This window comes from Ruegeria sp. BHSC026, from assembly GCF_059613065.1.
In genome coordinates, this window is record NZ_JBXWRV010000007.1 from 88,896 (window position 1) to 112,051 (window position 23,156).

A 23,156-nucleotide genomic window follows, 5' to 3' on the forward strand; every position below is an offset into this window, starting at 1 on the left:
GATGAAAACGTTTTACGGCACCGAACTGCCCAACCCGCTGATGCTGGGCACCGCGCAATATCCCAGCCCGGCGATCCTGGAACAGGCCTTCCAAGCCAGCGGCGCGGGCGTGGCTACGGTGTCATTGCGGCGCGAGGGCGCGGGCGGGGCGGGTCAGGCGTTCTGGTCGATGATCCGCGATCTGGGCGTGCTGATCCTGCCCAACACCGCCGGCTGTCACACGGTCAAAGAGGCCGTCACCACCGCCCACATGGCGCGCGAGGTGTTCGACACACCGTGGATCAAGCTGGAACTGATCGGCCACACCGACAGCCTGCAGCCCGACGTGTTCCAACTGGTCGAGGCCGCGCGGATCCTGACCGACGAGGGGTTCCAGGTGTTTCCCTACACCACCGAAGACCTGATCGTGGCCGAGCGTCTGCTGGCCGCCGGGTGCCAGGTGCTGATGCCCTGGGGCGCGCCGATCGGGTCGGGGCGGGGTTTGAACAACGAATACGCCCTGCGCGCGATGCGGGCCGAGTTTCCCGACGTGCCGCTGGTGGTGGATGCGGGCATCGGCCTGCCCAGCCACGCCGCCCACGCGATGGAGCTGGGCTATGACGCGGTTCTGCTGAACACCGCCGTTGCCCGCGCGGGCGATCCGGTGGCGATGGCGCAGGCCATGGCGCTGGCGGTGCGGGCCGGGCAATTGGCGCATCAGGCCGACCCGATCGAGCCGCGCGACATGGCCGAACCCTCGACCCCCGTGATCGGAAAGGCCTTTCTGTCATGATGCTCGACCGCTTCTATCCGATCTTCGATCACACCGACTGGCTGCGGCGGATGCTGCCCCTGGGCGTAAAGTTGGTGCAGCTGCGCATCAAGGATCAGCCCGACGCGGTGGTACGCGCGGAGATCGCCACCGCGCAGGCCCTGTGCAGCGACCACGGCGCGGTGCTGGTGGTGAACGACTATTGGCGGGCCGCCATCGACGCGGGCTGCGATTGGATCCACCTGGGGCAGGAGGATCTGGACGACGCCGATTTACCTGCCATCCGCAAGGCCGGGCTGAAACTGGGCGTGTCCACGCATGACGATGACGAGCTTGAACGCGTGTTGTCGATGGACCCGGACTATGTGGCATTGGGGCCGGTCTATCCGACCATCCTTAAAAAGATGAAATGGCACCAACAGGGCCTGCCGCGGGTGACCGAGTGGAAACGGCGCGTGGGTGACATCCCTCTGGTGGGCATCGGCGGTATGAGCGTCGAGCGCGCGCCGGGCGTGTTTCAGGCCGGGGCCGACATCGTCTCGGCCGTGACCGACATCACCCTGAACGCCGACCCCGAAGCGCGGGTGCGCCAGTGGATCGAGGTTACGCGATGAGCCGCTATGCCCGCCAGATGATCCTGCCCGAGGTCGGGGCCGTGGGGCAGAACCGGCTTGCCCGCGCGCGGGTTTTGGTCGTCGGCGCCGGCGGGCTTGCCGCGCCCGTGCTTCCGCTGCTGGTCGGGGTTGGGGTGGGGCATCTGACCATCGTCGATCCCGATACAGTGGACCTGTCGAACCTGCATCGCCAGACGCTGTTTGCCGAGTCCGATTGCGGCCGCCCCAAGGCCGAAGCGGCCGCCGAACGCTGCCGGGCACTGAACAGCGAGATTACCGTTGCAGCGCGAAAACAGACTCTAACGCCTGCAAATGCAGCTGAATTGGTGGCCGAGGCCGATTTGGTTCTGGACTGCGCGGACAGTTACGCGGCCAGCTATACGTTGTCGGATACCTGCCTGGCGCAGGGCAAGCCGCTGATCAGCGCCTCGGTTTTGGGCCTGTCGGGGTATGTCGGCGGGTTCTGCGGCCGTGCGCCCTCCTTGCGCGCGGTTTTTCCCGACGCGCCGGACAGTGGCGCCAGTTGTGCCACCGCGGGCGTTCTAGGCCCGGTCGTAGCGATGATCGGCGCGATGCAGGCGCAGATGGCGCTGGGCGTGATCCTGGGCCTCGAGCCTTCGCCGTTGGGCCAAATGGTGCAGGTGGACGGGCGCAGCTGTATCAGCAGCGGCTTTCGCTTTGACACCGCGCCGGAACCGGACGGCCATTTCCCCTTTGTTGCTCCCTCGCAACTGACCCCGAACGACCTGGTTGTCGATCTGCGCAGCGTCGATGAGGCCCCCCAGCCGATTCACCCCAACGCTCGCCGATTGACGGTCGAAGCGCTGAAAACAGATCCTAACAAAGGAAAATCGCTGGCCCTCTGCTGTGCCACCGGGCTGCGCGCCTGGCGCGCGGCAGAGGAACTCCACCCCCATTGGCCCGGCCGGATCGTTCTGGTCGCCGCCGCAACGTCGTGAAGCAAAAGGAAACGCAGACCATGAAGAAACTGATCGCCGCCCTTGCCTTGCTGGCCGCCGCGCCCGCCTGGGCGCAGGACAAGATGACCATTCTACTGGACTGGTTCGTGAACCCCGACCACGGGCCGATCATCGTGGCGCAGGAAAACGGATATTTCGCCGAACAGGGGCTTGAGGTCGAAATCGTTCCGCCCGCCGATCCGTCCGCCCCGCCGCGCCTTGTGGCCGCCGGTCAGGCCGATTTGGCCGTGTCCTACCAGCCGCAGCTGCACCTGCAGATCCACGAGGGCCTGCCGCTGAAACGGGTCGGGACGCTGGTCGCCACGCCGCTGAACTGCCTTCTGGTGCTCGAGGATGGCCCGATCAACACGCTGGCCGATCTCAAGGGCAAGAAGATCGGCTTTTCGGTTGCCGGTGTCGAAGAGGCGATCCTGACCGCGATGCTGAACGCGCATGGCGTGTCGCTGGACGATATCGAGATGATCAACGTCAACTTCTCGCTGTCGCCGTCGCTGATGACCGGGCAGGTGGACGCCGTGATCGGCGCCTTCCGCAATTTCGAACTGAACCAGATGGATATCGAAGGCGTTCCGGGCCGCTGCTTCTACATCGAGGAAGAAGGCGTGCCGCCCTATGACGAGCTGATCTATGTGGCCAACCCCGAAACGATGGACAAGGACATGATCGCCCGTTTCCTGGCCGCGACCGAGAAGGCCACGCAGTTCATCGTGAACAATCCGGAAAAAAGCTGGGAGATCTTCGCCGCCACCTCGCCCGAGTTGCAGGACGAGCTGAACGCCCGCGCCTGGGTCGATACCCTGCCGCGTTTCGCACTGCGCCCGGCGGGATTCGATGCCGGCCGCTATGCCCGGTTCGAGGCCTTTCTGAAAGAGTCCGGCATGATCGACAGTATCAACCCGGTCAGCGACATCACCATCGACGTGACCGCGCAATGAGCGAGTACGGCAAAGCCTTCGCACTGATGCGCGACGCGGCGCACGGGCCGTGGCGGGACTATACCCGCCACGCCTTTGTCGAGGGACTGAAGGACGGCACCCTGCCGCGCGCGGCGTTCCTGCATTACCTGCGGCAGGATTACGTGTTCCTGATCCACTTCTCGCGCGCCTGGGCGCTGGCGGTGGTGAAATCGGAAACCCATGCCGAGATGCTGGCCGCGTCGCGCACGGTGAACAGTCTGATCAGCGAAGAGATGAAGTTGCATATCGGCATTTGCGAGGCCGAGGGCATCGGCCAGGACGAGTTGTTCGCCACGCCCGAACGCCCCGAGAACCTGGCCTATACCCGCTATGTGCTCGAGGCCGGCTACAGCGGTGATCTGCTGGACCTGTTGGCGGCGCTGGCGCCCTGCGTGATGGGATACGGGGAAATCGGCACCCGGCTGGCGGCCGAGGCCACCTCGGACACCTATCGCGATTGGATCGACGCCTATTCCAGCAGTGAATATCAGGAAGCCTGCCGGGCCGTGGGTGAGTTGCTGGATTCGGCTCTGACACGACGGCTTGGGGCGGATTTCCGTACCACACCGCGTTGGGATCGCCTGTGCCAGACCTTCCGCACCGCGACCGAGCTCGAAGTGAATTTCTGGCAGATGGGTCTGACCCCATGACCCCGCCCCCCGATCTGATCCTCAGCGGACAGGCCAGCATCGACGGCGCGCCGCTGTTCGCGCCGCTGACCCTGTCGCTGAAGGCGGGGCAGTGGACCTGTCTGCTGGGCGGATCGGGGGTCGGCAAGACCACGGTTCTGCGCCTGATCGCCGGGTTGGCGACGGGGGCCGAGTTCACCGGCGAGATCCGCGCCAGCGACGGGCTGCCGGTGGCCGAGCGCGTCGCCTACATGGCGCAGGACGATCTGCTGCTGCCTTGGGCCACGGTCGCGCAGAACGTGGCGCTGGGTGCCCGGTTGCGCGGCGAACGGATCGACGAGGACCGCCGCGCCCGGCTGATCGAACGGATGGGGTTGCGGGATCACATGACCAAGAAGCCCTCGGAACTGTCCGGCGGGCAGAGTCAGCGCGTGGCGCTGGCCCGCACCCTGATGGAGGACAAGCCAATCATCCTGTTGGACGAGCCGTTCTCGGCGCTGGATGCGCGCACCCGCGCTGACATGCAGGACCTGGCCGCCGAAGCGTTGCAGGGACGCACCGTCCTGCTGGTCACCCACGACCCGGCCGAGGCCGCGCGTCTGGGTCAGTCGATCATGGTGATGACGCGCAGTGGCCTGACCCCGTGTCAGCCGCCCCATGCGCCGGTGCCGCGCAAGGTGGACGATCTCGAGACGCTTGAAACGCAGGGGGCGCTGCTGAAGCTGCTGCGGGAGGAGGTGGCATGAAGACGCTCTCGGCCCTTGCCGCGACGCTGTTTGCGCTGGCCCTCTGGCAGGCGATCGTCACCCTGACCGGCCTGCCGAAATTCATCCTGCCTGGCCCGGCATTGGTGGCCGAGACCTGGTGGCAGAACCGCTGGCTGATCGCCGAGCACACCTGGATCACCGCCATCGAGGTGCTGATCGGCCTGGCCTTTGGAACGGTGCTGGGTGTCATAACGGCGCTGCAGCTAGCCAATTCCCGCGCCGCGCGGGTGCTGGTGCAGCCGATGCTTGTGTTCACCCAGGCACTGCCGGTCTTTGCGCTGGCGCCATTGCTGACCCTGTGGCTGGGCTATGGGCTGTGGTCCAAGGTCGCGATGGCCGTGCTGATCATCTATTTCCCCATCACCGCGTCGTTTTTCGACGGGCTGATGCGCACGCCGCCCGGTTATCTGGACCTGGCCCGCACCATGCAGGCCAGCTCACGCAGCGTGTTGTGGCATATCCGCATCCCGGCAGCGCTGCCCTCGCTGGCCTCGGGGATGCGGCTGGCGGCGGTCTATGCGCCGATCGGGGCCGTGATCGGCGAATGGGTCGGCTCGTCTCAGGGGTTGGGATACCTGATGCTGCTGGCCAATGGCCGCGCCAAGACCGACCTGATGTTCGCCGCGATGCTGACGCTGGGGGTGTTCTCGATCCTGCTGCATCTGGTTGTGCGCCGCGCCACAGCCCGCATGGCCGGTGAGGCGCGTTAACCATTCGGAAACCGATTCTGCGGCAATCATGGGCGCATGACCAAGGACGCCTTTGCCGAAGCCCCATCGCTGTTCGAAAGTGACGAAGCGCCGGTCACGCCGCTGCCCACGGGTCGTCTGCCCTCGTATATCAAGGACCACCGCAAGCGCCTGCGCGAACGGTTCATGTCGGGTGGCGCGGGGGCGATGCCGGATTACGAGCTGCTGGAACTGGTCCTGTTCCGCTCGATCCCCCGGCAGGACGTGAAGCCGCTGGCGCGGCGGCTGCTGGATACGTTCGGCGATTTCAACCGGGTGCTGACCGCCCCGGTCGAGCGTCTGCGCCAGATCAAGGGCGTGGGCGATACCGTCATCACCGACCTCAAGATCCTCGAGGCCTGCGCCCATCGCATGGCCCGCGCCCGGGTGATGCAGCGGCATGTGATCTCCAGCTGGGACGCGTTGCTGGATTATTGCCACACCACCATGGCCCATCGCGAGATCGAGCAGTTCCGCGTGTTCTACTTGGACCGCAAGAACGTGCTGATCGCGGATGAGGAGCAGGCCAAGGGCACCGTCGATCACGTACCCGTCTACCCGCGCGAGGTCGCCAAACGCGCGCTGGAGCTGAACGCCTCGGCGCTGATCTTGGTGCACAACCACCCGTCGGGCGACCCGACGCCGTCGCAGTCGGATATCGACATGACCAACCGCATCAACGATGCCTGCGCCGCACTTGGGCTGACCTTGCACGACCACCTGATCATCGGGAAATCGACCGAACTGAGCTTCCGCTCAGAAGGTTATCTCTAACCGCTAGCGCACCCAGACTTCGACACGACGGTTGGCCTTGCGGCCCCAGTCGGTGTCGTCGCAGGCCAGGGGCATCGCCTCTCCGAACCCCTCGACCGAGATGTCGACGGAGTCGGGCACCGATGTCTGCACCGCTGCCAGAACCGCGTTGCGCACGGTCTGCGCCCGGCGCAGGGCGATCCGGGCATTGGACTCGGCCGGTCCGTCGCCGTCGCTGAAGCCGACGAAGACCAGCTTGCGCCCGTCATATTGGCCGGCCTCCAGCGCCTGCGCCAATTGCTGGATGTTCGACCGTGACTGTGCGTCCGGCCGCGACGATCCCGGCTCGAACCGGAACGATAGCGACAGGCGCGAGAGGGGGCGCAGGGTTTCGACCATGCGTTGCAGCTCCTGCAGCCCCACTTCGGACCCGCCCGAAGTGATGGCATTGGCCAGCCGGTCCCCCTGCAGCCCGATCTGAACGGCCTCGTGCGATTGGTCGGTGAACCCGGCTTTGCGGATCACCATCTGCGCCTCGGGACCCAGGGCATAGGCCAGAAACTGTCGGGCGATCTTGGGCAGGCGCCGCTGTGGCAAATACAGGAACATCGGCAGGGTCAGGGGGTAGTCCTCGGTCTTGATGGCCGGGCGGGTGGCCCGCATCGCGTGACCGCAGCCTCCCGCCAGCGGCAGGGCGCGCAACCCGCGGACCTGGGCCAAGGTGGCGATTCCGATGGCAAAGGGATCGCGCGCGATGGCCGCGACCAGATCGCTGCCCCGTGCATGGCGGATCGCGGTGTCGGCGGGTTGTGCCTGGGCGGGTTGTAACAGCTGGTCCTGCACGGCCTGCGCCAGGCCTGATCCCGCATCGGGCAGATGCAGGGAAATCGGCGCGTCCGGGCCGCCGAGTTCGGCCCAGTTGGTCACCGCGCCGCTGAACACGCGCGCCAAGTCCGCCGGCGAGATCTGCGTCAACGGATTGTCCTGTGCCACCACCGGCACCAGCGCGTCCAGCGCCACCACCCGCGAGCGGCGCGGCCGGGTCAGGTCGCCAAGACCGGCATCACGGGCCGCAGCGATCTCGGGCGCGCGGATCTCGCGCAGCGCCAAGGCGATATCGGTTTCATCGGCGATCAGATCGGCAAACGCCTGGCCGGTAGGGGTGGCGTGCAGGGTAAATCGGGCCATGGGCGCATCGCGTCCGGCCCGATGCAGGGCCAGTTGAAACCGGTCGGCGCCCAGGTCGGTGCGTATCAGCATCAGCCCTTCTCGTTCGGCAAAGCCTTCGATCAGCGCAGGAAACAGAGTTTCGGCCATCACCGGGGCGCCCGACAGGTGCAGTTCGGTGACGAAATCGGTCAGGTTGGGGCAGGCCGGGCCATCGCAGGTCACCCCCGAGCCGTCCACCGTCAGCTCTCCGAACCGGGTCCCGACGCGGTAGAACTCGCCGTCATATCCCAGAAGGGTGCCCGTGATCTCGACCTGACCGTCATGCGAGGTCAGTGTGATGTCTTGTGCCAGGGCGCCCGATACACCCGTGAACAGCGACACCGCCGTCACCGCCGCGCGAAGAAATGTCATTAATCCCGTTGACCCGCCTGCCGATTAGTTTGCGGCGATTTTCAGGTCTTGGAACAGATTATTCAACACCAGAAAATCCTGCCCGCTGTCGCAGGCGGGTAGAACAAGCGACAATTCGCGAGACCGCAGTTCCTGGTCGCTCAGCAGCTCGAGCGATTGCATGCTCAGCTCCTGCCCGCAGTTCGCGGGGGTGATTTCGGCCTCGACGGTCAGAGCGACTGATCCGTCGGTTCCGTTGCCGTTCTTGGGAATCGAGTAGATTTCGACCTTGCGGCCGCCGCCGGTGCCATAGTGGTCCACCCGGCCTGTGCCTTGCGCTTCCGCGTTCGACCAGACATGCCCGGCTTCGCCATACGACGCACCGAATTCCAGCGCATGCAGCTGCAGCTCGGTGTTGCCCGACCATTGAAGGGCCACACGGTCGAACCCGGCGATCTCGGGCACATGGGTGGTGGCCACCGTGCCCAGCTTGTCATCGAACGAGATCAGGAAAATCGCGTACTCGGCCAGAACGGGGATGGTCAGATCCAGCCGCCCGTCCTGATCGGTCTGTCCGGTGAAGACCATGCCGCTGTGCAGCAGTTCGACTGTCTGGTTCGGATGGCATGGCGCCGTCACGACGACATGGGCGGAAGCCAGTGGCACGGTCGTCGCCCGGGCACGCAGCCCGCAATCGGCCGCGGCGGTCGCGTCGGCGGGGGCAGGGCGCGCGGTGTCCGGGGTTGGGGTGTCGCCGGTGGCCGGAGAGGCGGAGGTCAGGACGATGTCCTCGAGCCCGGCGATCATCGTACTTTCGGCAACAGCAGTCTGGCCCGCAGAGGGGGATGCGGCCGACTGCGCCGCTGGGCCGTACTGCATCAGATACCCGATGGCCAGCGCGCACGCGACCGTACCGCCGGTGGTCACATAGTTTCGAATCACGAACAAGACACCCTCCCCAGTTAAAGGAGCGAGGGAGACTGTCGTTAAAGATCGCGGCCAATCTGTGGCCGCGACGCGGAGTCATTGTGTCGGAAATTGGGCCGGGTCAGACCAGCCGGCCATGGCAATGCTTGAACTTCTTGCCCGATCCGCAGGGACATTGATCGTTGCGCGAGGGATTGCCCCAGGTTGACGGGTCGTCCTCGACGAAGCCGGGGCGCGCATCGCCCGAGGCCTTGGCTTCGGCCACCGCTTCGGCCCGTTCGGCGGCCTTCTGGATCTGGGCCTGCTGCGCCTGCATCTGGGCCAGCATCTCGCGCTGCTCTTCCTCGCTCAGCGGGCGCACACGTGCCAGATGTTGGGTCACCGTCTCGCGCATGCCGTCCAGCATGTTCTCGAACAGCTGGAACGCCTCGGTCTTGTATTCGTTCAGCGGGTCGCGCTGGGCATAGCTGCGGAACCCGATGACCGAGCGCAGATGCTCCAGCGTCAGCAGGTGCTCGCGCCATTTGCTGTCGATGGTCTGCAGCAGCACCTGCTTTTCGATGTTGCGCATGTTCTCGGGGCCGAAGGCGACGGCCTTCTGGGCCATCATCTCGTCGGCGGCCTTGATCAGGCGCTCACGGATGGCTTCATCGTCCACGCCTTCTTCGGCGGCCCAGTCCTGAACCGGGGCATCCATGTTCAGCTTGTCCTTGACCGCCGCGTGCAGCCCCTCGGTATCCCATTGGTCGGCATAGCTCTTGGGCGGCATATACTGGTCGATCAGGTCGTCGATCACCTGCTCGCGCATGTCTGACACGATGTCGGATAGATCGTAGGAGGACATGATCTCGCGGCGCTGGCTGAAGATCACCTTGCGCTGATCGTTCATAACGTCGTCGAACTTGAGGACGTTCTTGCGCATGTCGAAGTTGCGGGCTTCGACCTTGGCCTGCGCGCGCTCCAGCGATTTGTTCACCCAAGGGTGCACGATCGCCTCGCCTTCTTTCATGCCCAGCGTGGTCAGAACCTTGTCCAGCCGTTCCGAGCCGAAGATGCGCATCAGGTCGTCTTCCAGGCTGAGGAAGAACACGGTGCGGCCCGGGTCGCCCTGACGGCCCGAGCGGCCGCGCAGCTGGTTGTCGATGCGGCGGCTTTCATGGCGTTCCGAGGCCAGAACGAACAAACCTCCGGCCTCCAGCACCTTCTGCTTTTCCTCGGCGTGGCGAGATTCTTCCCGGGCACGCAGCTCCGCCGGGTCGGCGTCGGGGTTCTCGGCCAGCGCCTGCATCACGCTCATGTCCACGTTGCCGCCCAGCTGGATGTCGGTGCCGCGGCCGGCCATGTTGGTGGCGATGGTCACCGCGCCCAGACGTCCGGCCTCGGCCACGATCTGGGCCTCCTGCTCGTGCTGGCGGGCGTTCAGGACGTTGTGCTTGATGCCTTCCTTGGTCAGCATCTGGCTGAGCATCTCGGACTTCTCGATCGAGGTCGTGCCAACCAGAACCGGCTGGCCCTTGGCGTTGGCTTTCTTGATCTCTTCGATCATGGCCGCGTATTTCTCGGCCGCGGTGCGATAGACCTGATCATCCTCGTCCACGCGAGCGATCGGCTTGTTGGTCGGAATCTCGACAACGCCCAGGCCATAGATCTCGGCGAATTCCTCGGCCTCGGTCAGGGCGGTGCCGGTCATGCCGGCCAGCTTGTCGTACAGGCGGAAATAGTTCTGGAAGGTCACGCTGGCCAGGGTCACGTTCTCGGGCTGGATCGGCACCCCTTCCTTGGCCTCAATCGCCTGGTGCAGACCTTCGGACAGGCGGCGGCCCGGCATCATGCGCCCGGTGAATTCGTCGATCAGAACCACGTTGCCGTCGCGGACGATGTAGTCCTTGTCGCGCTGGAACAGCTTGTGCGCGCGCAGGCCCTGGTTGACGTGGTGCACCACCGTGGTGCTTTCGGGGTCGTACAGCGACTGGCCCTCGGGCAGCAGGCCGCGGGCCTGCAGCTGTTCTTCCAGGAACTCGTTGCCTTCATCTGTGAACGTCACGCTGCGGGATTTTTCGTCGATCGTATAATGATCTTCCTGCAGCTCGGGGATCAGCGCGTCGATGGCGGTGTACAGATCCGACCGGTCCTGCGACGGCCCCGAGATGATCAGCGGCGTGCGCGCCTCGTCGATCAGGATCGAGTCGACCTCGTCCACGATCGCGAAATTGTGGTACTTCTGGTAGACGTCCGCCAGGTCCGACTTCATGTTGTCGCGCAGATAGTCGAAGCCCAGCTCGTTGTTGGTGGCATAGGTGATGTCGCAGGCATAGGCGGCCTTTTTCTCGGCATCGGGCTGACCCGACCAGATCACACCGGTCGTCATGCCGAGGGCGCCGAACACCTTGCCCATCCATTCGGCGTCGCGCTTGGCCAGGTATTCGTTGACCGTGACCACATGCACGCCCTTGCCGGTCAGTGCGTTCAGATAGGCGGGGAAGGTGGCGACCAGAGTCTTGCCTTCGCCCGTCTTCATCTCGGCGATGTTGCCCTGATGCAGGAAGATACCGCCCAGAAGCTGCACGTCGAAGGCCCGCAGACCCAGAGCCCGTTTTGCGCCCTCGCGGACGTTGGCGAAGGCTTCGGGCAGCAGGTCGTCCAGACTCTCTCCCTCCTTGGCGCGTTTGCGCAACTCGTCGGTCTTGGCCTTCAGATCGTCATCCGAGAGCTTCTCGAACTCCGGCTCCAGCGCGTTGATCTTTTCGACCAGCGGGCGGGTTGCCTTGATCTTGCGGTCGTTCGGTGTTCCGAACACCTTTTTGGCAAGCGTACCGAGTCCCAGCATGTTCACTCCAGCGGATCTTTTCTTGTCTTGGTTGCGACAGGCTTGCCCACCTTGCGCGCAACCCATAGATAGCTGGGAGGAAAGATGGTCCTGTCAAAGGCTTCAAGCGATGTAAGCGGCAGGTTCCAGAGTGTCAACGCCACGCCCTGTCGCGGCCAGAATATAGGATGAATTCATGCCCAAAGGTCTCACTTTTCTGCCATCGCTGGCGCTTGCGGCCATGATGGCCCTGCCGGTTGCCGCCGAAACCGAACCTTCGGCCGACACGGTTGTGGCGCGCGTCAACGGCGACGAGATCACTTTGGGCCATGTCATCGCCACCGCGGCCAGCCTGCCGCCGCAATATCAGCAGCTGGATGACGAGGTGCTGTACCAGTTCATCGTCGAGCAGCTGATACAGCAGCAGCTGCTGAGCCAAGAGCAGGAAGACCTGACCCGCCTGAACGCGCTGATGCTGGAAAACGAGGCGCGCTCGCTGAAGGCGGTGCAGACGGTGAACCAGATCACCGATGCCCAGGTGACCGACGACGCGATCCAGGCCGCCTATGACGCGCAGTTCGCCGAGTTCCAGGGCGAGGACGAGTTCAACGCCAGCCACATCCTTGTTGCGACCGAGGACGAGGCCAAAGAGATCAAAGCGCAACTGGATGACGGCGCCGATTTTGCCGAGCTGGCCAAGGAGAAATCCACCGGTCCGTCCGGTCCCAATGGCGGCGCGCTGGGCTGGTTCGGCAAGGGCCAGATGGTGCCCGAGTTCGAACAGGCCGTGATCGGGCTGGAAAAAGGTCAGGTTTCGGACCCGGTGCAGACCCAGTTCGGATGGCATGTCGTGATTCTGAACGACAAACGCAAATCCGAAGCGCCCGAGCTGGCCGAGGTGCGCGACGAGCTGGCCCAGTCCGTCCGTCAGGAGGCCATTCAGGCCAGGATCGACGAGCTGACCCAGGCGGGCAGCGTCGAGCGCCCCGATGTCGAGGGCCTGACCCCGGACGTGGTCCGTAAGCTGGACCTGGTTCAGGAGTAAACCCCATTGGCCAAGATCACCAAGGTGTCTCCGCTGGCCCCCGCGGCCTTTCCTGATCTGCCGGTTGTCGACGGTGCGCGATTCGCCACGGTCGCCGCCGGGGTGCGGTATCAGGGCCGCACCGACGTGATGCTGGCGGTGCTCGATCCGGGCACCGCGGTGGCGGGGGTATTCACCCGCTCGGCCACCCGTGCGGCGCCGGTGCTGGATTGCCAGGACAAGATCGGCGGGCCCAGCGACGGGGCGGCGGCGATCCTGGTGAACTCGGGCAACGCCAACGCCTTTACCGGGCAGTACGGGCAGGCGTCGGTCGAGCAGATCACCGAAGCCGTGGCGCAGGCGACCGGTGTGGCGCAGAGCCGCGTGTTCACCTCGTCCACAGGGGTGATCGGCGAGCCGCTGCCGCATGACCGGATCGTGGCCCGGCTGGACGAACTGACCGCCGGCCTGCGCGCCGACGCGTTGGAAGAGGCGGCGCGGGCGATCATGACCACCGACACCTTCCCCAAAGGCGCGAGCGCGCAGGTGGAGATTGACGGCAAAACAGTCTCTATTGCGGGGATTGCCAAAGGGTCGGGCATGATCGCGCCCGACATGGCGACGATGCTGGTCTATATCTTCACCGATGCGAAGATCGAGCAACCGGCGCTGCAACGGTTGCTGGCCGAGCAGACCGATCGGACCTTCAACTGCATCACCGTGGACAGCGACACCTCGACCTCGGACAGCCTGCTGCTGTGCGCGACGGGCGCGTCAGGGGTGGAGGCCACCGGCAATGCCGATTTCGCGCGGGCGCTGGAATCGGTGATGCTGGATCTGGCGCATCAGGTGGTGAAGGACGGCGAAGGCGCCACCAAATTCGTCGAGATCCGCGTGACCGGCGCCGCCTCGGACGCCGATGCCAAGGTCCACGGTATGGCCATCGCCAATTCACCGCTGGTCAAGACCGCCATCGCGGGCGAGGATCCGAACTGGGGCCGTGTCGTCATGGCGATCGGCAAATCCGGCGCGGCGGCCGATCGCGACACGCTCAGCATTTCCTTCGGCGATATCCTCGTGGCCGAAAACGGCTGGGTCAGCCCAACCTATCGCGAGGAACACGCCGCCGCTTATATGAAAGGCCAGGAACTGGTGATCGCGGTCGATCTGGGGCTGGGCGCGGGCAAGGCCACTGTCTGGACCTGCGACCTGACGCACGGGTACATCGAGATCAACGCGGACTACCGGTCGTGACATCAGAGCAATTCCAGCAGAAGTGGAGCCCGGTTTTGCGTCCGGGACTGCGACAATGAAAACGGTTCTCGTCTCTGCCGTCGCCTTGATCGACGTGGATGGGCGGGTGCTGCTGGCGCAGCGCCCGGAGGGTAAGTCCATGGCCGGGCTGTGGGAATTTCCCGGCGGCAAGATCGAGCCGGGTGAAACCCCCGAGGCCGCCCTGATCCGCGAATTGCACGAGGAACTGGGCATCGACACCTGGGCCTCGTGCCTGGCGCCGCTGACCTTTGCCAGCCACAGCTATGACGATTTCCACCTGCTGATGCCTCTGTTCGCATGCCGGAAATGGCAGGGCATCCCGCAGTCGAAAGAAGGTCAGGCGCTGAAATGGGTGCGCGCGAACGACCTGCGCAACTATCCGATGCCGGCGGCAGATGTTCCACTGATCCCGATCCTGCGGGATTGGCTGTAACAATTCGTAAGATTCCGGAAAACATCACGAAAAAGTTGACGCTGATCGTCCTCCTTGTCCTTAATCGGGGCAGCGGCGCGCGGGTCTGACCCGGCGACGTCGTTCCGGCCCAAACCGGGGTCGGATGGGGAGGAGAGATAGAATTGGCTCAGACGCAGTCGGGCGCCGAGGGGATGCACTCCCTTCCGGCGCTGCTACACCGCAATGCGACGCAGTTCGGGGATGCCCCGGCCTACCGCGAAAAGGAATTCGGGATCTGGCAGTGCTGGACCTGGGCGGAAACAGCCGCCGAGATTCGTGCGCTGGCGTTGGGGTTCCTGGAGCTTGGCGTTGAAAAGGGCGACCATATCGCCGTGATCGGGCGCAACCGCCCGGCGCATTACTGGTCGATGGTCGCGGCCCAGATGGTGGGCGCGGTGCCGGTGCCGCTGTATCAGGACTCGGTCGCAGAAGAGATGGCCTATGTGCTGGAGCACTGCGGCGCGAAATACGTGGTCTGCGGCGACCAGGAACAGGTCGACAAGGTCATCGAGATCCAGCAGGACCTGCACCAGGTCAAGCACATCCTGTACACAGACAAGCGCGGCATGCGGAAATACGACCACAGCCAGATGAACGCGCTGAGCGACATCATGGCCGAGGGGCGCGCCGGGCATCACCGGTTCGATGCCGAGCTGGACCGCCGCATCGCCGAGATCACCTATGACGACACCTGCGTGATGCTCTATACCTCGGGCACCACGGGCAAGCCCAAGGGCGTGGTTCTGTCGAACCGCAACGTGATCGAAAGCGCAAAGAACTCGGCCGAATTCGACCACCTGACCCAGAACGAGGATATCCTGTCCTATCTGCCGATGGCTTGGGTGGGAGACTTCATCTTCTCGATCGGTCAGGCCTATTGGTGCGGCTTCTGCGTGAACTGCCCCGAAAGCGCCGACACGATGATGACCGACCTGCGCGAGATCGGGCCGACCTATTTCTTCGCGCCGCCGCGGGTGTTCGAGACCCAGTTGACCAACGTGATGATCCGGATGGAGGATGCCAGCCCGATGAAGCAGCGGATGTTCCGCTATTTCATGGATCACGCCAAGAAGGTCGGTGGACGCATCCTGGACGGCAAGCCGGTCAGTTTCATGGACCGTTTGAAATACGCGATCGGCAACGTGCTGGTCTATGGGCCGCTCAAGGATACGCTGGGCTATAGCCGCATTCGCGTGGGATACACCGCGGGCGAGGCGATCGGGCCCGAAATCTTCGAGTTCTACCGCTCGCTGGGGATCAACCTCAAACAGCTTTATGGCCAGACCGAGGCGACGGTGTTCATCACCGTCCAGCCCGACGGCGAGGTTCGGGCCGACACGGTGGGCGTCCCGGCCCCCGATGTCGAGCTTAAGATCGCCGAGAATGGCGAGATCTTCTATCGCTCGCCCGGCGTGTTCGTCGAATATTTCAAGAACCCCGAATCCACCGCCTCGACCAAAGACCCCGAAGGTTGGGTGGCCACGGGCGACGCGGGCTTCATCGAGGAAAGCAGCGGCCACCTGCGGATCATCGACCGCGCCAAGGACGTGGGCAAGATGGCCGATGGCTCGATGTTTGCGCCGAAATATGTCGAGAACAAGCTGAAGTTCTATCCCGACATCCTCGAAGCGGTGCTGTTCGGCAATGGTCGCGACCGTTGCGTGGCGTTCATCAACATAGACCTGACGGCGGTGGGCAATTGGGCCGAGCGCAACAACATCGCCTATGCCTCGTACCAGGAACTGGCGGGCCATACGCGGGTGCTGGAGACGATCCGCAGCCACGTGGAAGAGGTCAACAAGTCGGTTGCCGCCGACGAGATGCTGTCGGGTTGCCAGGTGCACCGGTTCGTGGTGCTGCACAAGGAACTGGACCCCGATGATGGCGAGATCACCCGCACCCGAAAGGTGCGCCGCAAGTTCGTCGAGGACAAATACGCCGACATCATCGCCGCGCTCTATGACGGGTCCGAGACGGTCTCGACCACGACCGAGGTGACCTATGAGGACGGACGCAAGGGATCCATCAGCGCCACGCTGCAGATCGTCGACGTGCCGGTCGCGCCGGTGTCGCATCAGAAGGTGGCCGCGGAATGAGGCCGGTCGCGCGCCGCTCGGCCTGCGGCCATCGCCCCGCCCGCCGTCCCGTTCACCCGCAGTTTGAGGAGTAGACGATGCTGGATGCATCCGACGACGGATATGTCACCGAGGATGGCCGCAAGATTGGCGGCGTGGTGATGGAGATGAAGAACATCACCCTGCGGTTCGGCGGCGTGGTGGCTATCAAGGACATCTCGTTCGACATTCGCCAGGGCGAGATCCGCGCGATCATCGGGCCCAACGGTGCGGGCAAGTCCTCGATGCTGAACGTGATTTCCGGCTTCTACGTCCCGCAGGAGGGCGAGGTCTGGTTCCACGGGGCGAAGCGCCCGCCGATGAAACCCTATGAGGTGGCCCGGCAGGGCATCGCCCGGACCTTTCAGAACATCGCCCTGTTTGAAGGCATGAGCGTTCTGGACAACGTGATGACAGGCCGCCTGAATTTCATGAAGACCAACATCGTGCAGCAGGCGATCTGGCGCGGCAAGGCCGAGGCGGAAGAGGTGGAAAACCGCGAGGCGGTGGAAAAGATCATCGACTTTCTGGAAATCCAGCACATCCGCAAGACACCGGTGGCGCGGCTGCCCTATGGCCTGAAGAAACGCGTCGAGTTGGCCCGCGCACTGGCCGCCGAACCCAAGCTGCTGCTGCTGGACGAGCCGATGGCGGGCATGAACGTCGAGGAAAAAGAGGACATGAGCCGCTTTATCCTGGATGTGAACGACGAATTCGGCACGACCATTGCCCTGATCGAGCATGACATGGGCGTGGTGATGGACTTGAGCGACCGCGTGGTCGTGATGGATTACGGCAAGAAGATCGGGGACGGCACGCCGGACGAGGTGCGCAACAACCAGGAAGTCATCGACGCCTATCTGGGGGTCAGCCATGACTGAGCACCGTACAGAATTGAGGGGAGGCGCAGATGCCTGATCAGTTGATTTTCGCGATGGAGGTCTTTCTGAACGGCCTCATGGCCGGGGTGCTGTATGCGCTGGTCGCGCTGGGCTTTGTTCTGATCTACAAGGCGTCTGGGATCTTCAATTATGCCCAGGGGGTTATGGCCCTGTTTGCGGCGATGACGCTGGTGGGGATCATGAACGGGCAGGTGCCCTTTGCCCATCTGATCAACGCCATTTTCGGCACGCATGTCTATACGTTCGGCTGGACCGTTCCGGCGTTTCTGGCGATCATTCTGACGATGGCGGTAATGGTGTTGCTGGCCTGGGCGGTGCAGCGCTTTGTCATGCGCCACCTGGTCGGGCAGGAGCCGATCATCCTGTTCATGGCCACGATCGGCCTTGCCTATTTCCTGGAAGGCGTGGCCGACCTGATGTGGGGGTCCGAGATCAAGACACTGGACGTGGGTCTGCCGCAGGGCATCAACCTGTGGATCGACGAGACCACCTACAACATCTTCGGCTACGGCTTCTTCATCGACAATCTGGACATCGTGGCGACGGTCATCGCGGCGCTTCTGGTGGCGGCACTGGTTGCGTTCAGCCAGTACACCAAGCAGGGCCGGGCCATGCGGGCCGTGGCCGACGACCACCAGGCCGCACTGTCGGTCGGTATCTCGCTGAACTTCATCTGGATCATGGTCTGGTCGGTGGCCGGGTTCGTGGCGCTGGTCGCGGGCATCATGTGGGGCACCAAGTCGGGCGTGCAGTTCTCGCTGTCGCTGATCGCGCTCAAGGCATTGCCGGTTCTGATGCTGGGTGGGTTCACTTCGATCCCCGGCGCCATCGTCGGCGGGCTGATTATCGGTGTGGGCGAGAAGCTGTTCGAGTTCGCCGTGGGCCCGCTGGTGGGTGGCGCGACCGAGAACTGGTTCGCCTACGTGCTGGCGTTGATCTTCCTGGTGTTCCGGCCGCAGGGCCTGTTCGGCGAGAAGATCATCGAAAGGGTGTAGGCCATGACCAAGCTGATCGCCATCATCAACGTGATCGCGTGGGCGGGGTTCTGGGCCTTTGGGTACATCGCCCTAACCTCGGACGATCTGACCGCCAATCAGCTGACCGTGGCCGCGCTTTTGGCCTTTGCCGGGCTGGTCATGGGCGTTCTGGCTTACATGAAACTGGTGCGCGCCTCGGAGGCGAGCGGATATGCCAAACGGTCCAACCAACTGGACGTCGAAGCCCGCAACCGGGCGCAGGAACAATGGGGAAAGTAAGACATGTTCTATCGTGAGGCAGGAGACTTCAAGACCTCCTACAGGGACGACAACCAGACTTTCCCGATCAAGTTCGACCGGTATCGGTATTATGTGGTGCTGGCGGTGGCGTTCGGGATAATTCCGTTCATCATCAACGACTATTGGGCCAACGCGCTGCTGCTGCCCTTCCTGATCTATGCGATCGCGGCGATCGGGCTGAACATTCTTGTGGGCTATTGCGGGCAGGTTTCCTTGGGCACCGGGGGGTTCATGGCCGTGGGCGCCTATGCCTGCTACAAGCTGATGACCGCCTTTCCCGACGTGTCGATGTTCATCCATGTGATCCTGGCCGGCGGCATCACTGCCATCGTGGGCGTGCTGTTCGGCCTGCCCAGCCTGCGGATCAAGGGGTTCTATCTGGCGGTGGCGACGCTGGCAGCGCAGTTCTTTCTGGTGTGGCTGTTCAACCGGGTGCCATGGTTCTACAACTATTCGGCCTCGGGGCAGATCAACGCGCCGGAACGTGACGTGTTCGGCATCATCATCACCGGCCCCAACGCGCCGGCCTGGGCGACCTATCTGTTCTGCCTGATCTTCCTGACCGCCTGCGCGATCATCGCCCGCAACCTGACCCGCGGCACCACCGGGCGCACCTGGATGGCGATCCGCGACATGGATATCGCAGCGGAAATCATCGGTGTGAACCCGCTGCGCGCCAAGCTCAGCGCCTTTGCCGTCAGCTCGTTCTTCGTGGGCGTGTCGGGGGCGCTGTTCTTCGCCATCTACCTGGGCGCGGTCGAGGTGGGCGAGGCCTTCGGCATCCAGAAATCCTTCCTGGTGCTGTTCATGGTCATCATCGGCGGGCTGGGCTCGATCTTCGGATCCTTTGCCGGCGCGGCCTTCCTGGTCCTGCTGCCAGTGGTGCTCAAGGTCGTGGGAGCGGACATGCTGGGCTGGCCCACCGATATCGTTGCGCATCTGCAGCTGGTGATCGTGGGCGGGCTGATCATCCTGTTCCTTATCCTCGAACCGCACGGTCTGGCGCAGCTGTGGCGCGTCGCGAAGGAGAAATTGAGACTCTGGCCTTTCCCGCACTAGGGACCGGCCCAATCAAGAAAGGGGCGCAAAGCCCGAACCAACATCGGACAAACCAAGGGAGGAGACACCCGATGAACAAGAAACTGGCAACAATGGCGCTGGGTGCGCTGATGGCCGCAGGTCCGGCAATGGCCGACCTCGTGTTCCCGTCGCTCAGCTACCGCACCGGGCCTTACGCCGCGGGCGGCATCCCCTTCGCGGATGGCTACGCGGACTATTTCACTCTGCTCAACGAGCGGGACGGCGGCATCGGTGGTGTTCCGGCCAAGGTCATCGAGTGCGAAACCGGCTACAACACCGAGAAGGGTGTGGAATGCTATGAATCGACCAAGGGCGAAGGTGCGCTGGTGTATCAGCCGCTGTCGACCGGTATCACCTATCAGCTGATCCCGAAAACCACCGCTGACGACATCCCGATGCACACTATGGGATATGGCCGCACCTCGGCCAAGAACGGCAAGGTGTTCAGCCACACGTTCAACTACCCGGCCAACTACTGGGACGGTGCCTCGGGTGCGGTCAACTATCTGCTCGAGGAAAACGGCGGTGATCTGAGCGGCAAGAAGATCGCGCTGGTCTATCACAACTCGGCCTACGGCAAGGAGCCGATCCGCACGCTGGAAGAGCTGTCCAAGAAGCATGGCTTCGAGCTGGTGGCCCTGCCGGTCGACCACCCCGGCCAGGAGCAGAAATCGCAGTGGCTGCAGATCCGCCGCGATCGTCCCGATTATGTCCTGATGTGGGGCTGGGGCGTGATGAACCAGGTGGCCATCCAGGAAGCCGCGAACATCCGGTTCCCGATGGAGAACTTCATCGGCATCTGGTGGTCGGGCGCTGAACATGACGTGATGCCCGCCGGTGCGGCCGCGAATGGCTACAAGGCGCTGACCTTCCACAACGTCGGCTCGGACTATCCGCTGTATGACGACCTGCAGAAATACGTCATCGACGCTGGCAAGGCCGCTGGCGCCGGCGATCAGGTCGGTACGGTCCTGTACAACCGCGGTCTCTATGCTGCGATGCTGGCCGCCGAAGCCGCCAAGAAGGCACAGGAAATCTCGGGCAAGGCCGACATCACCGGTGCCGACATGCGGGCCGGTATGGAAGCGCTTGAGATGACCGAAGAAAAGATGGCCGAACTGGGACTGCCGAATTTCGGCCCGACCTTCACCGTGAGCTGTGAAAACCACGGCGGCAACGGAATGGTGGGTGTGACCCAGTGGGATGCGGACACCAAGACTTGGTCGCTGATCTCGGACTTCAAGCCGACCGATGGCGACGTGATCGGTGCGCTGATCGAGGAAGACTCGGCCGCTTATGCCGCCGAGAACAACATCGAATCGCGCTGCAACTGAGCGGCACGAACACCGGGGCGGCGGCTGACCGCCGCCCCGAACCGGACAAGCCCCGAACGGGGCAGGCATGAGGACACGCGCTGATGCTGGATGCGGCACAAACCACTGACGTGCAGGCGGAAACCCTGCTTGAGGTCAACAATATCGAGGTGATCTACAACCACGTGATCCTCGTGCTGAAGGGCGTCAGCCTGACCGTGCCCAAGGGCGGGATCACCGCGCTTCTGGGCGGCAACGGGGCCGGCAAGACGACGACGCTCAAGGCGGTGTCGAACCTGCTGAAATCCGAGCGTGGTGAGGTGACCAAAGGCTCGATCAAGTATCGCGGCCAGAACGTGCACGAGCGCGACCCGGCCGATCTGGTGCAGAAGGGCGTCATCCAGGTGATGGAAGGCCGCCACTGTTTCGAACACCTGACTGTCGAGGAAAACCTGCTGACCGGGGCCTATACCCGCAAGGACGGCAAGGCCGCCATCCAGCAGGACCTCGAGATGGTCTACAACTATTTCCCCCGCCTGAAAGAGCGGCGCCGCAGCCAGGCGGGCTATACCTCGGGCGGGGAACAACAGATGGTGGCCATGGGCCGCGCGCTGATGTCCCGCCCGGAAACCATCCTGCTGGACGAGCCCTCGATGGGCCTTGCGCCGCAGCTGGTCGAGGAGATCTTCACCATCGTGAAGGACCTGAACGAACAGGAAGGCGTGTCCTTCCTGCTGGCCGAGCAGAACACCAACGTGGCGCTGCGCTTTGCCCATTACGGATACATCCTTGAATCGGGACGCGTGGTGATGGACGGCCCCGCCGCCGAGCTGCGCGAGAACCCGGACGTCAAGGAATTCTACCTCGGCATGTCCGACGAAGGCCGCAAGAGCTTCCGCGACGTGCGGTCCTATCGTCGCCGCAAAAGGTGGCTGTGAGCGGATGGAGGATCTGGCGATGACATTCTACGATGCTCTGGAAACCCGTTCGGCCGACCAGCGCGCCGCCGAGCAATCGGCCGGTCTGCGCGAACAGTTGGCGCGGGCGAAATCCGCGCCCGGTTTCGCGGCCCATTTCGCCGATGTCGATCTGGATGCGATCCAGACCATCGCCGATCTGCCCAGGCTGCCGGTTCTGCGCAAGTCCGACCTGACCAAGGCGCAGGGTCAGCACCCGCCCTTTGGTGGCTTTACCGTCAAGCCTGCGCATGGCTTTGCCCATGTGTTCCAGTCGCCGGGGCCGATCTATGAACCCGGCGGAGTCGATCACGACTGGTGGCGCATGGGCCGGTTCCTGCATGCGGCGGGCGTGGGCCAGGGCGATATCGTGCAGAACTGTTTTGGCTATCACCTGACACCCGCGGGCATGATCTTTGAAAACGGCGCCCGTGCCGTGGGCGCAGCCGTGCTGCCCGCCGGCACCGGCCAGACCGAACTTCAGGTGACCGCCGCGCGCGACGTGGGCTGCACCGCCTATGCCGGCACGCCCGATTACCTGAAGGTGATCTTGGACAAGGCCGACGAGATGGGCGTTTCGCTGAACTTCTCGAAGGCCGTCGTGGGCGGCGGGGCTCTGTTCCCCAGCCTGCGCCAGGCCTATGCCGATCGGGGCATCTCCTGTCTGCAGTGCTATGCCACGGCCGATCTGGGCAATATCGCCTATGAAAGCGCCGCGATGGAGGGCATGATCATCGACGAGCATGTCATCGTCGAAATCGTGACCCCCGGTACCGGAACACCGGTGGCGGAAGGCGAGGTCGGCGAGGTCGTGGTGACCTCCCTCAACCCCGACTATCCCCTGATCCGCTTTGCCACCGGTGATCTGTCGGCGGTGTTGCCCGGGCGGTCGCCCTGTGGTCGCACCAACCTGCGCATCAAGGGCTGGATGGGGCGTGCCGACCAGACCACCAAGATCAAGGGCATGTTCGTGCGCCCCGAACAGGTGGCCGCGCTAGTCGCCAAGCATGACGAGATCGTCAAGGCCCGCGTGATCGCCGCCCGGCAGGGCGAGATGGACACGATGACCGTTCAGATCGAAAGCCCAGGCGGCGATGCCGATACCTATGCCAAATCTGTGGTCGAAGTGCTCAAGTTGAAGGGTGCGGTTCAGGTGGTGCCGCCCGGCTCGCTGCCCAAGGACGGGCTGGTGATCGAGGATCAGCGCGTCTACGATTGATCCGGCCCTGGATTCTGCGGCCAATTACGCCGCAGAATCCTGTGCCTGCCCACTGGCGTTTCCGAGTTTTT

22 protein-coding genes are annotated in these 23,156 nt (G+C 63.9%); 19 read left to right on the forward strand and 3 right to left on the reverse strand.

What is annotated here, in order from left to right:
• Nucleotide 1: 1 nt before the first annotated feature.
• Genes AC2FME_RS11100 through radC form a run of 8 tightly spaced genes read left to right on the forward strand, consistent with a single transcriptional unit; the run spans nt 2 to nt 6,199 of the window.
• On the forward strand, nt 2-772 hold the full coding sequence (locus tag AC2FME_RS11100; protein WP_496800453.1) for a thiazole synthase: 771 nt from the start codon (nt 2-4) through the stop codon (nt 770-772).
• Nucleotides 769-1,365 carry a thiamine phosphate synthase gene (locus AC2FME_RS11105; RefSeq protein ID WP_496800454.1) on the forward strand — a complete coding sequence of 199 codons (597 nt, stop codon included), beginning with the start codon at nt 769-771 and terminating at the stop codon, nt 1,363-1,365. Before AC2FME_RS11100 ends, AC2FME_RS11105 begins: the two co-directional genes overlap by 4 nt.
• Nucleotides 1,362-2,324, forward strand: a complete 963-nt coding sequence (locus tag AC2FME_RS11110; protein WP_496800455.1) for a ThiF family adenylyltransferase — start codon at nt 1,362-1,364, stop codon at nt 2,322-2,324. The genes AC2FME_RS11105 and AC2FME_RS11110 overlap by 4 nt, the downstream gene beginning before the upstream one ends.
• Before the next feature lie 20 nt (nt 2,325-2,344).
• Entirely contained in the window at nt 2,345-3,280 is a 936-nt protein-coding gene (locus AC2FME_RS11115) for an ABC transporter substrate-binding protein (RefSeq protein ID WP_496800456.1), read from the forward strand.
• Nucleotides 3,277-3,951 carry a thiaminase II gene (tenA, locus tag AC2FME_RS11120; RefSeq protein ID WP_496800457.1) on the forward strand — a complete coding sequence of 225 codons (675 nt, stop codon included), beginning with the start codon at nt 3,277-3,279 and terminating at the stop codon, nt 3,949-3,951. The genes AC2FME_RS11115 and tenA overlap by 4 nt, the downstream gene beginning before the upstream one ends.
• On the forward strand, nt 3,948-4,676 hold the full coding sequence (locus AC2FME_RS11125) for an ABC transporter ATP-binding protein (RefSeq protein ID WP_496687800.1): 729 nt from the start codon (nt 3,948-3,950) through the stop codon (nt 4,674-4,676). The genes tenA and AC2FME_RS11125 overlap by 4 nt, the downstream gene beginning before the upstream one ends.
• A complete protein-coding gene (locus AC2FME_RS11130; RefSeq protein WP_496800458.1) occupies nt 4,673-5,407 on the forward strand; it encodes an ABC transporter permease in 735 nt (244 codons plus the stop codon). The genes AC2FME_RS11125 and AC2FME_RS11130 overlap by 4 nt, the downstream gene beginning before the upstream one ends.
• A 36-nt stretch (nt 5,408-5,443) precedes the next feature.
• Entirely contained in the window at nt 5,444-6,199 is a 756-nt protein-coding gene (gene radC, locus AC2FME_RS11135; protein WP_170457055.1) for a RadC family protein, read from the forward strand.
• A gap of 3 nt (nt 6,200-6,202) precedes the next feature.
• Here radC and AC2FME_RS11140 read toward each other — a convergent pair whose 3' ends face one another.
• From AC2FME_RS11140 to secA, 3 genes are all read right to left on the reverse strand, one after another.
• Complete coding sequence (locus AC2FME_RS11140; RefSeq protein ID WP_496681027.1) at nt 6,203-7,759, reverse strand: phosphate ABC transporter substrate-binding/OmpA family protein; 1,557 nt, start codon at nt 7,757-7,759, stop codon at nt 6,203-6,205.
• A gap of 24 nt (nt 7,760-7,783) precedes the next feature.
• Entirely contained in the window at nt 7,784-8,680 is an 897-nt protein-coding gene (locus tag AC2FME_RS11145) for a hypothetical protein (protein ID WP_496800495.1), read from the reverse strand.
• A 106-nt stretch (nt 8,681-8,786) separates the two neighbouring features.
• A complete protein-coding gene (secA, locus tag AC2FME_RS11150; RefSeq protein ID WP_496800459.1) occupies nt 8,787-11,492 on the reverse strand; it encodes a preprotein translocase subunit SecA in 2,706 nt (901 codons plus the stop codon).
• Between the two features lie 175 nt (nt 11,493-11,667).
• Here secA and AC2FME_RS11155 point away from each other — a divergent pair, with 175 nt between their 5' ends.
• The 11 genes from AC2FME_RS11155 to AC2FME_RS11205 all read left to right on the forward strand — a co-directional run bounded on the left by AC2FME_RS11155 (nt 11,668) and on the right by AC2FME_RS11205 (nt 23,085).
• Entirely contained in the window at nt 11,668-12,516 is an 849-nt protein-coding gene (locus tag AC2FME_RS11155) for a peptidylprolyl isomerase (RefSeq protein ID WP_496710993.1), read from the forward strand.
• A 6-nt stretch (nt 12,517-12,522) separates the two neighbouring features.
• Complete coding sequence (argJ, locus tag AC2FME_RS11160; protein ID WP_496800460.1) at nt 12,523-13,749, forward strand: bifunctional glutamate N-acetyltransferase/amino-acid acetyltransferase ArgJ; 1,227 nt, start codon at nt 12,523-12,525, stop codon at nt 13,747-13,749.
• A gap of 55 nt (nt 13,750-13,804) precedes the next feature.
• Nucleotides 13,805-14,203, forward strand: a complete 399-nt coding sequence (gene mutT / locus AC2FME_RS11165) for an 8-oxo-dGTP diphosphatase MutT (protein ID WP_496681018.1) — start codon at nt 13,805-13,807, stop codon at nt 14,201-14,203.
• A 173-nt stretch (nt 14,204-14,376) separates the two neighbouring features.
• Entirely contained in the window at nt 14,377-16,320 is a 1,944-nt protein-coding gene (locus AC2FME_RS11170) for an AMP-binding protein (protein WP_496800496.1), read from the forward strand.
• Between the two features lie 77 nt (nt 16,321-16,397).
• Nucleotides 16,398-17,219, forward strand: coding sequence for an ATP-binding cassette domain-containing protein (locus AC2FME_RS11175; RefSeq protein ID WP_490361278.1), 822 nt, complete (start codon nt 16,398-16,400; stop codon nt 17,217-17,219).
• Between the two features lie 29 nt (nt 17,220-17,248).
• Nucleotides 17,249-18,235 carry a branched-chain amino acid ABC transporter permease gene (locus AC2FME_RS11180; protein WP_170443916.1) on the forward strand — a complete coding sequence of 329 codons (987 nt, stop codon included), beginning with the start codon at nt 17,249-17,251 and terminating at the stop codon, nt 18,233-18,235.
• 3 nt (nt 18,236-18,238) lie between these two features.
• Nucleotides 18,239-18,496, forward strand: coding sequence for a hypothetical protein (locus tag AC2FME_RS11185; protein ID WP_170443918.1), 258 nt, complete (start codon nt 18,239-18,241; stop codon nt 18,494-18,496).
• A 3-nt stretch (nt 18,497-18,499) separates the two neighbouring features.
• Nucleotides 18,500-19,576, forward strand: a complete 1,077-nt coding sequence (locus AC2FME_RS11190; protein ID WP_005979938.1) for a branched-chain amino acid ABC transporter permease — start codon at nt 18,500-18,502, stop codon at nt 19,574-19,576.
• 71 nt (nt 19,577-19,647) lie between these two features.
• On the forward strand, nt 19,648-20,931 hold the full coding sequence (locus AC2FME_RS11195) for an ABC transporter substrate-binding protein (RefSeq protein ID WP_496800461.1): 1,284 nt from the start codon (nt 19,648-19,650) through the stop codon (nt 20,929-20,931).
• An 83-nt stretch (nt 20,932-21,014) separates the two neighbouring features.
• Nucleotides 21,015-21,848, forward strand: a complete 834-nt coding sequence (locus AC2FME_RS11200) for an ABC transporter ATP-binding protein (RefSeq protein WP_490361275.1) — start codon at nt 21,015-21,017, stop codon at nt 21,846-21,848.
• Nucleotides 21,849-21,867: 19 nt separating this feature from the next.
• Nucleotides 21,868-23,085, forward strand: a complete 1,218-nt coding sequence (locus AC2FME_RS11205; RefSeq protein ID WP_496742910.1) for a phenylacetate--CoA ligase family protein — start codon at nt 21,868-21,870, stop codon at nt 23,083-23,085.
• The last annotated feature ends 71 nt before the right edge of the window (nt 23,086-23,156 follow it).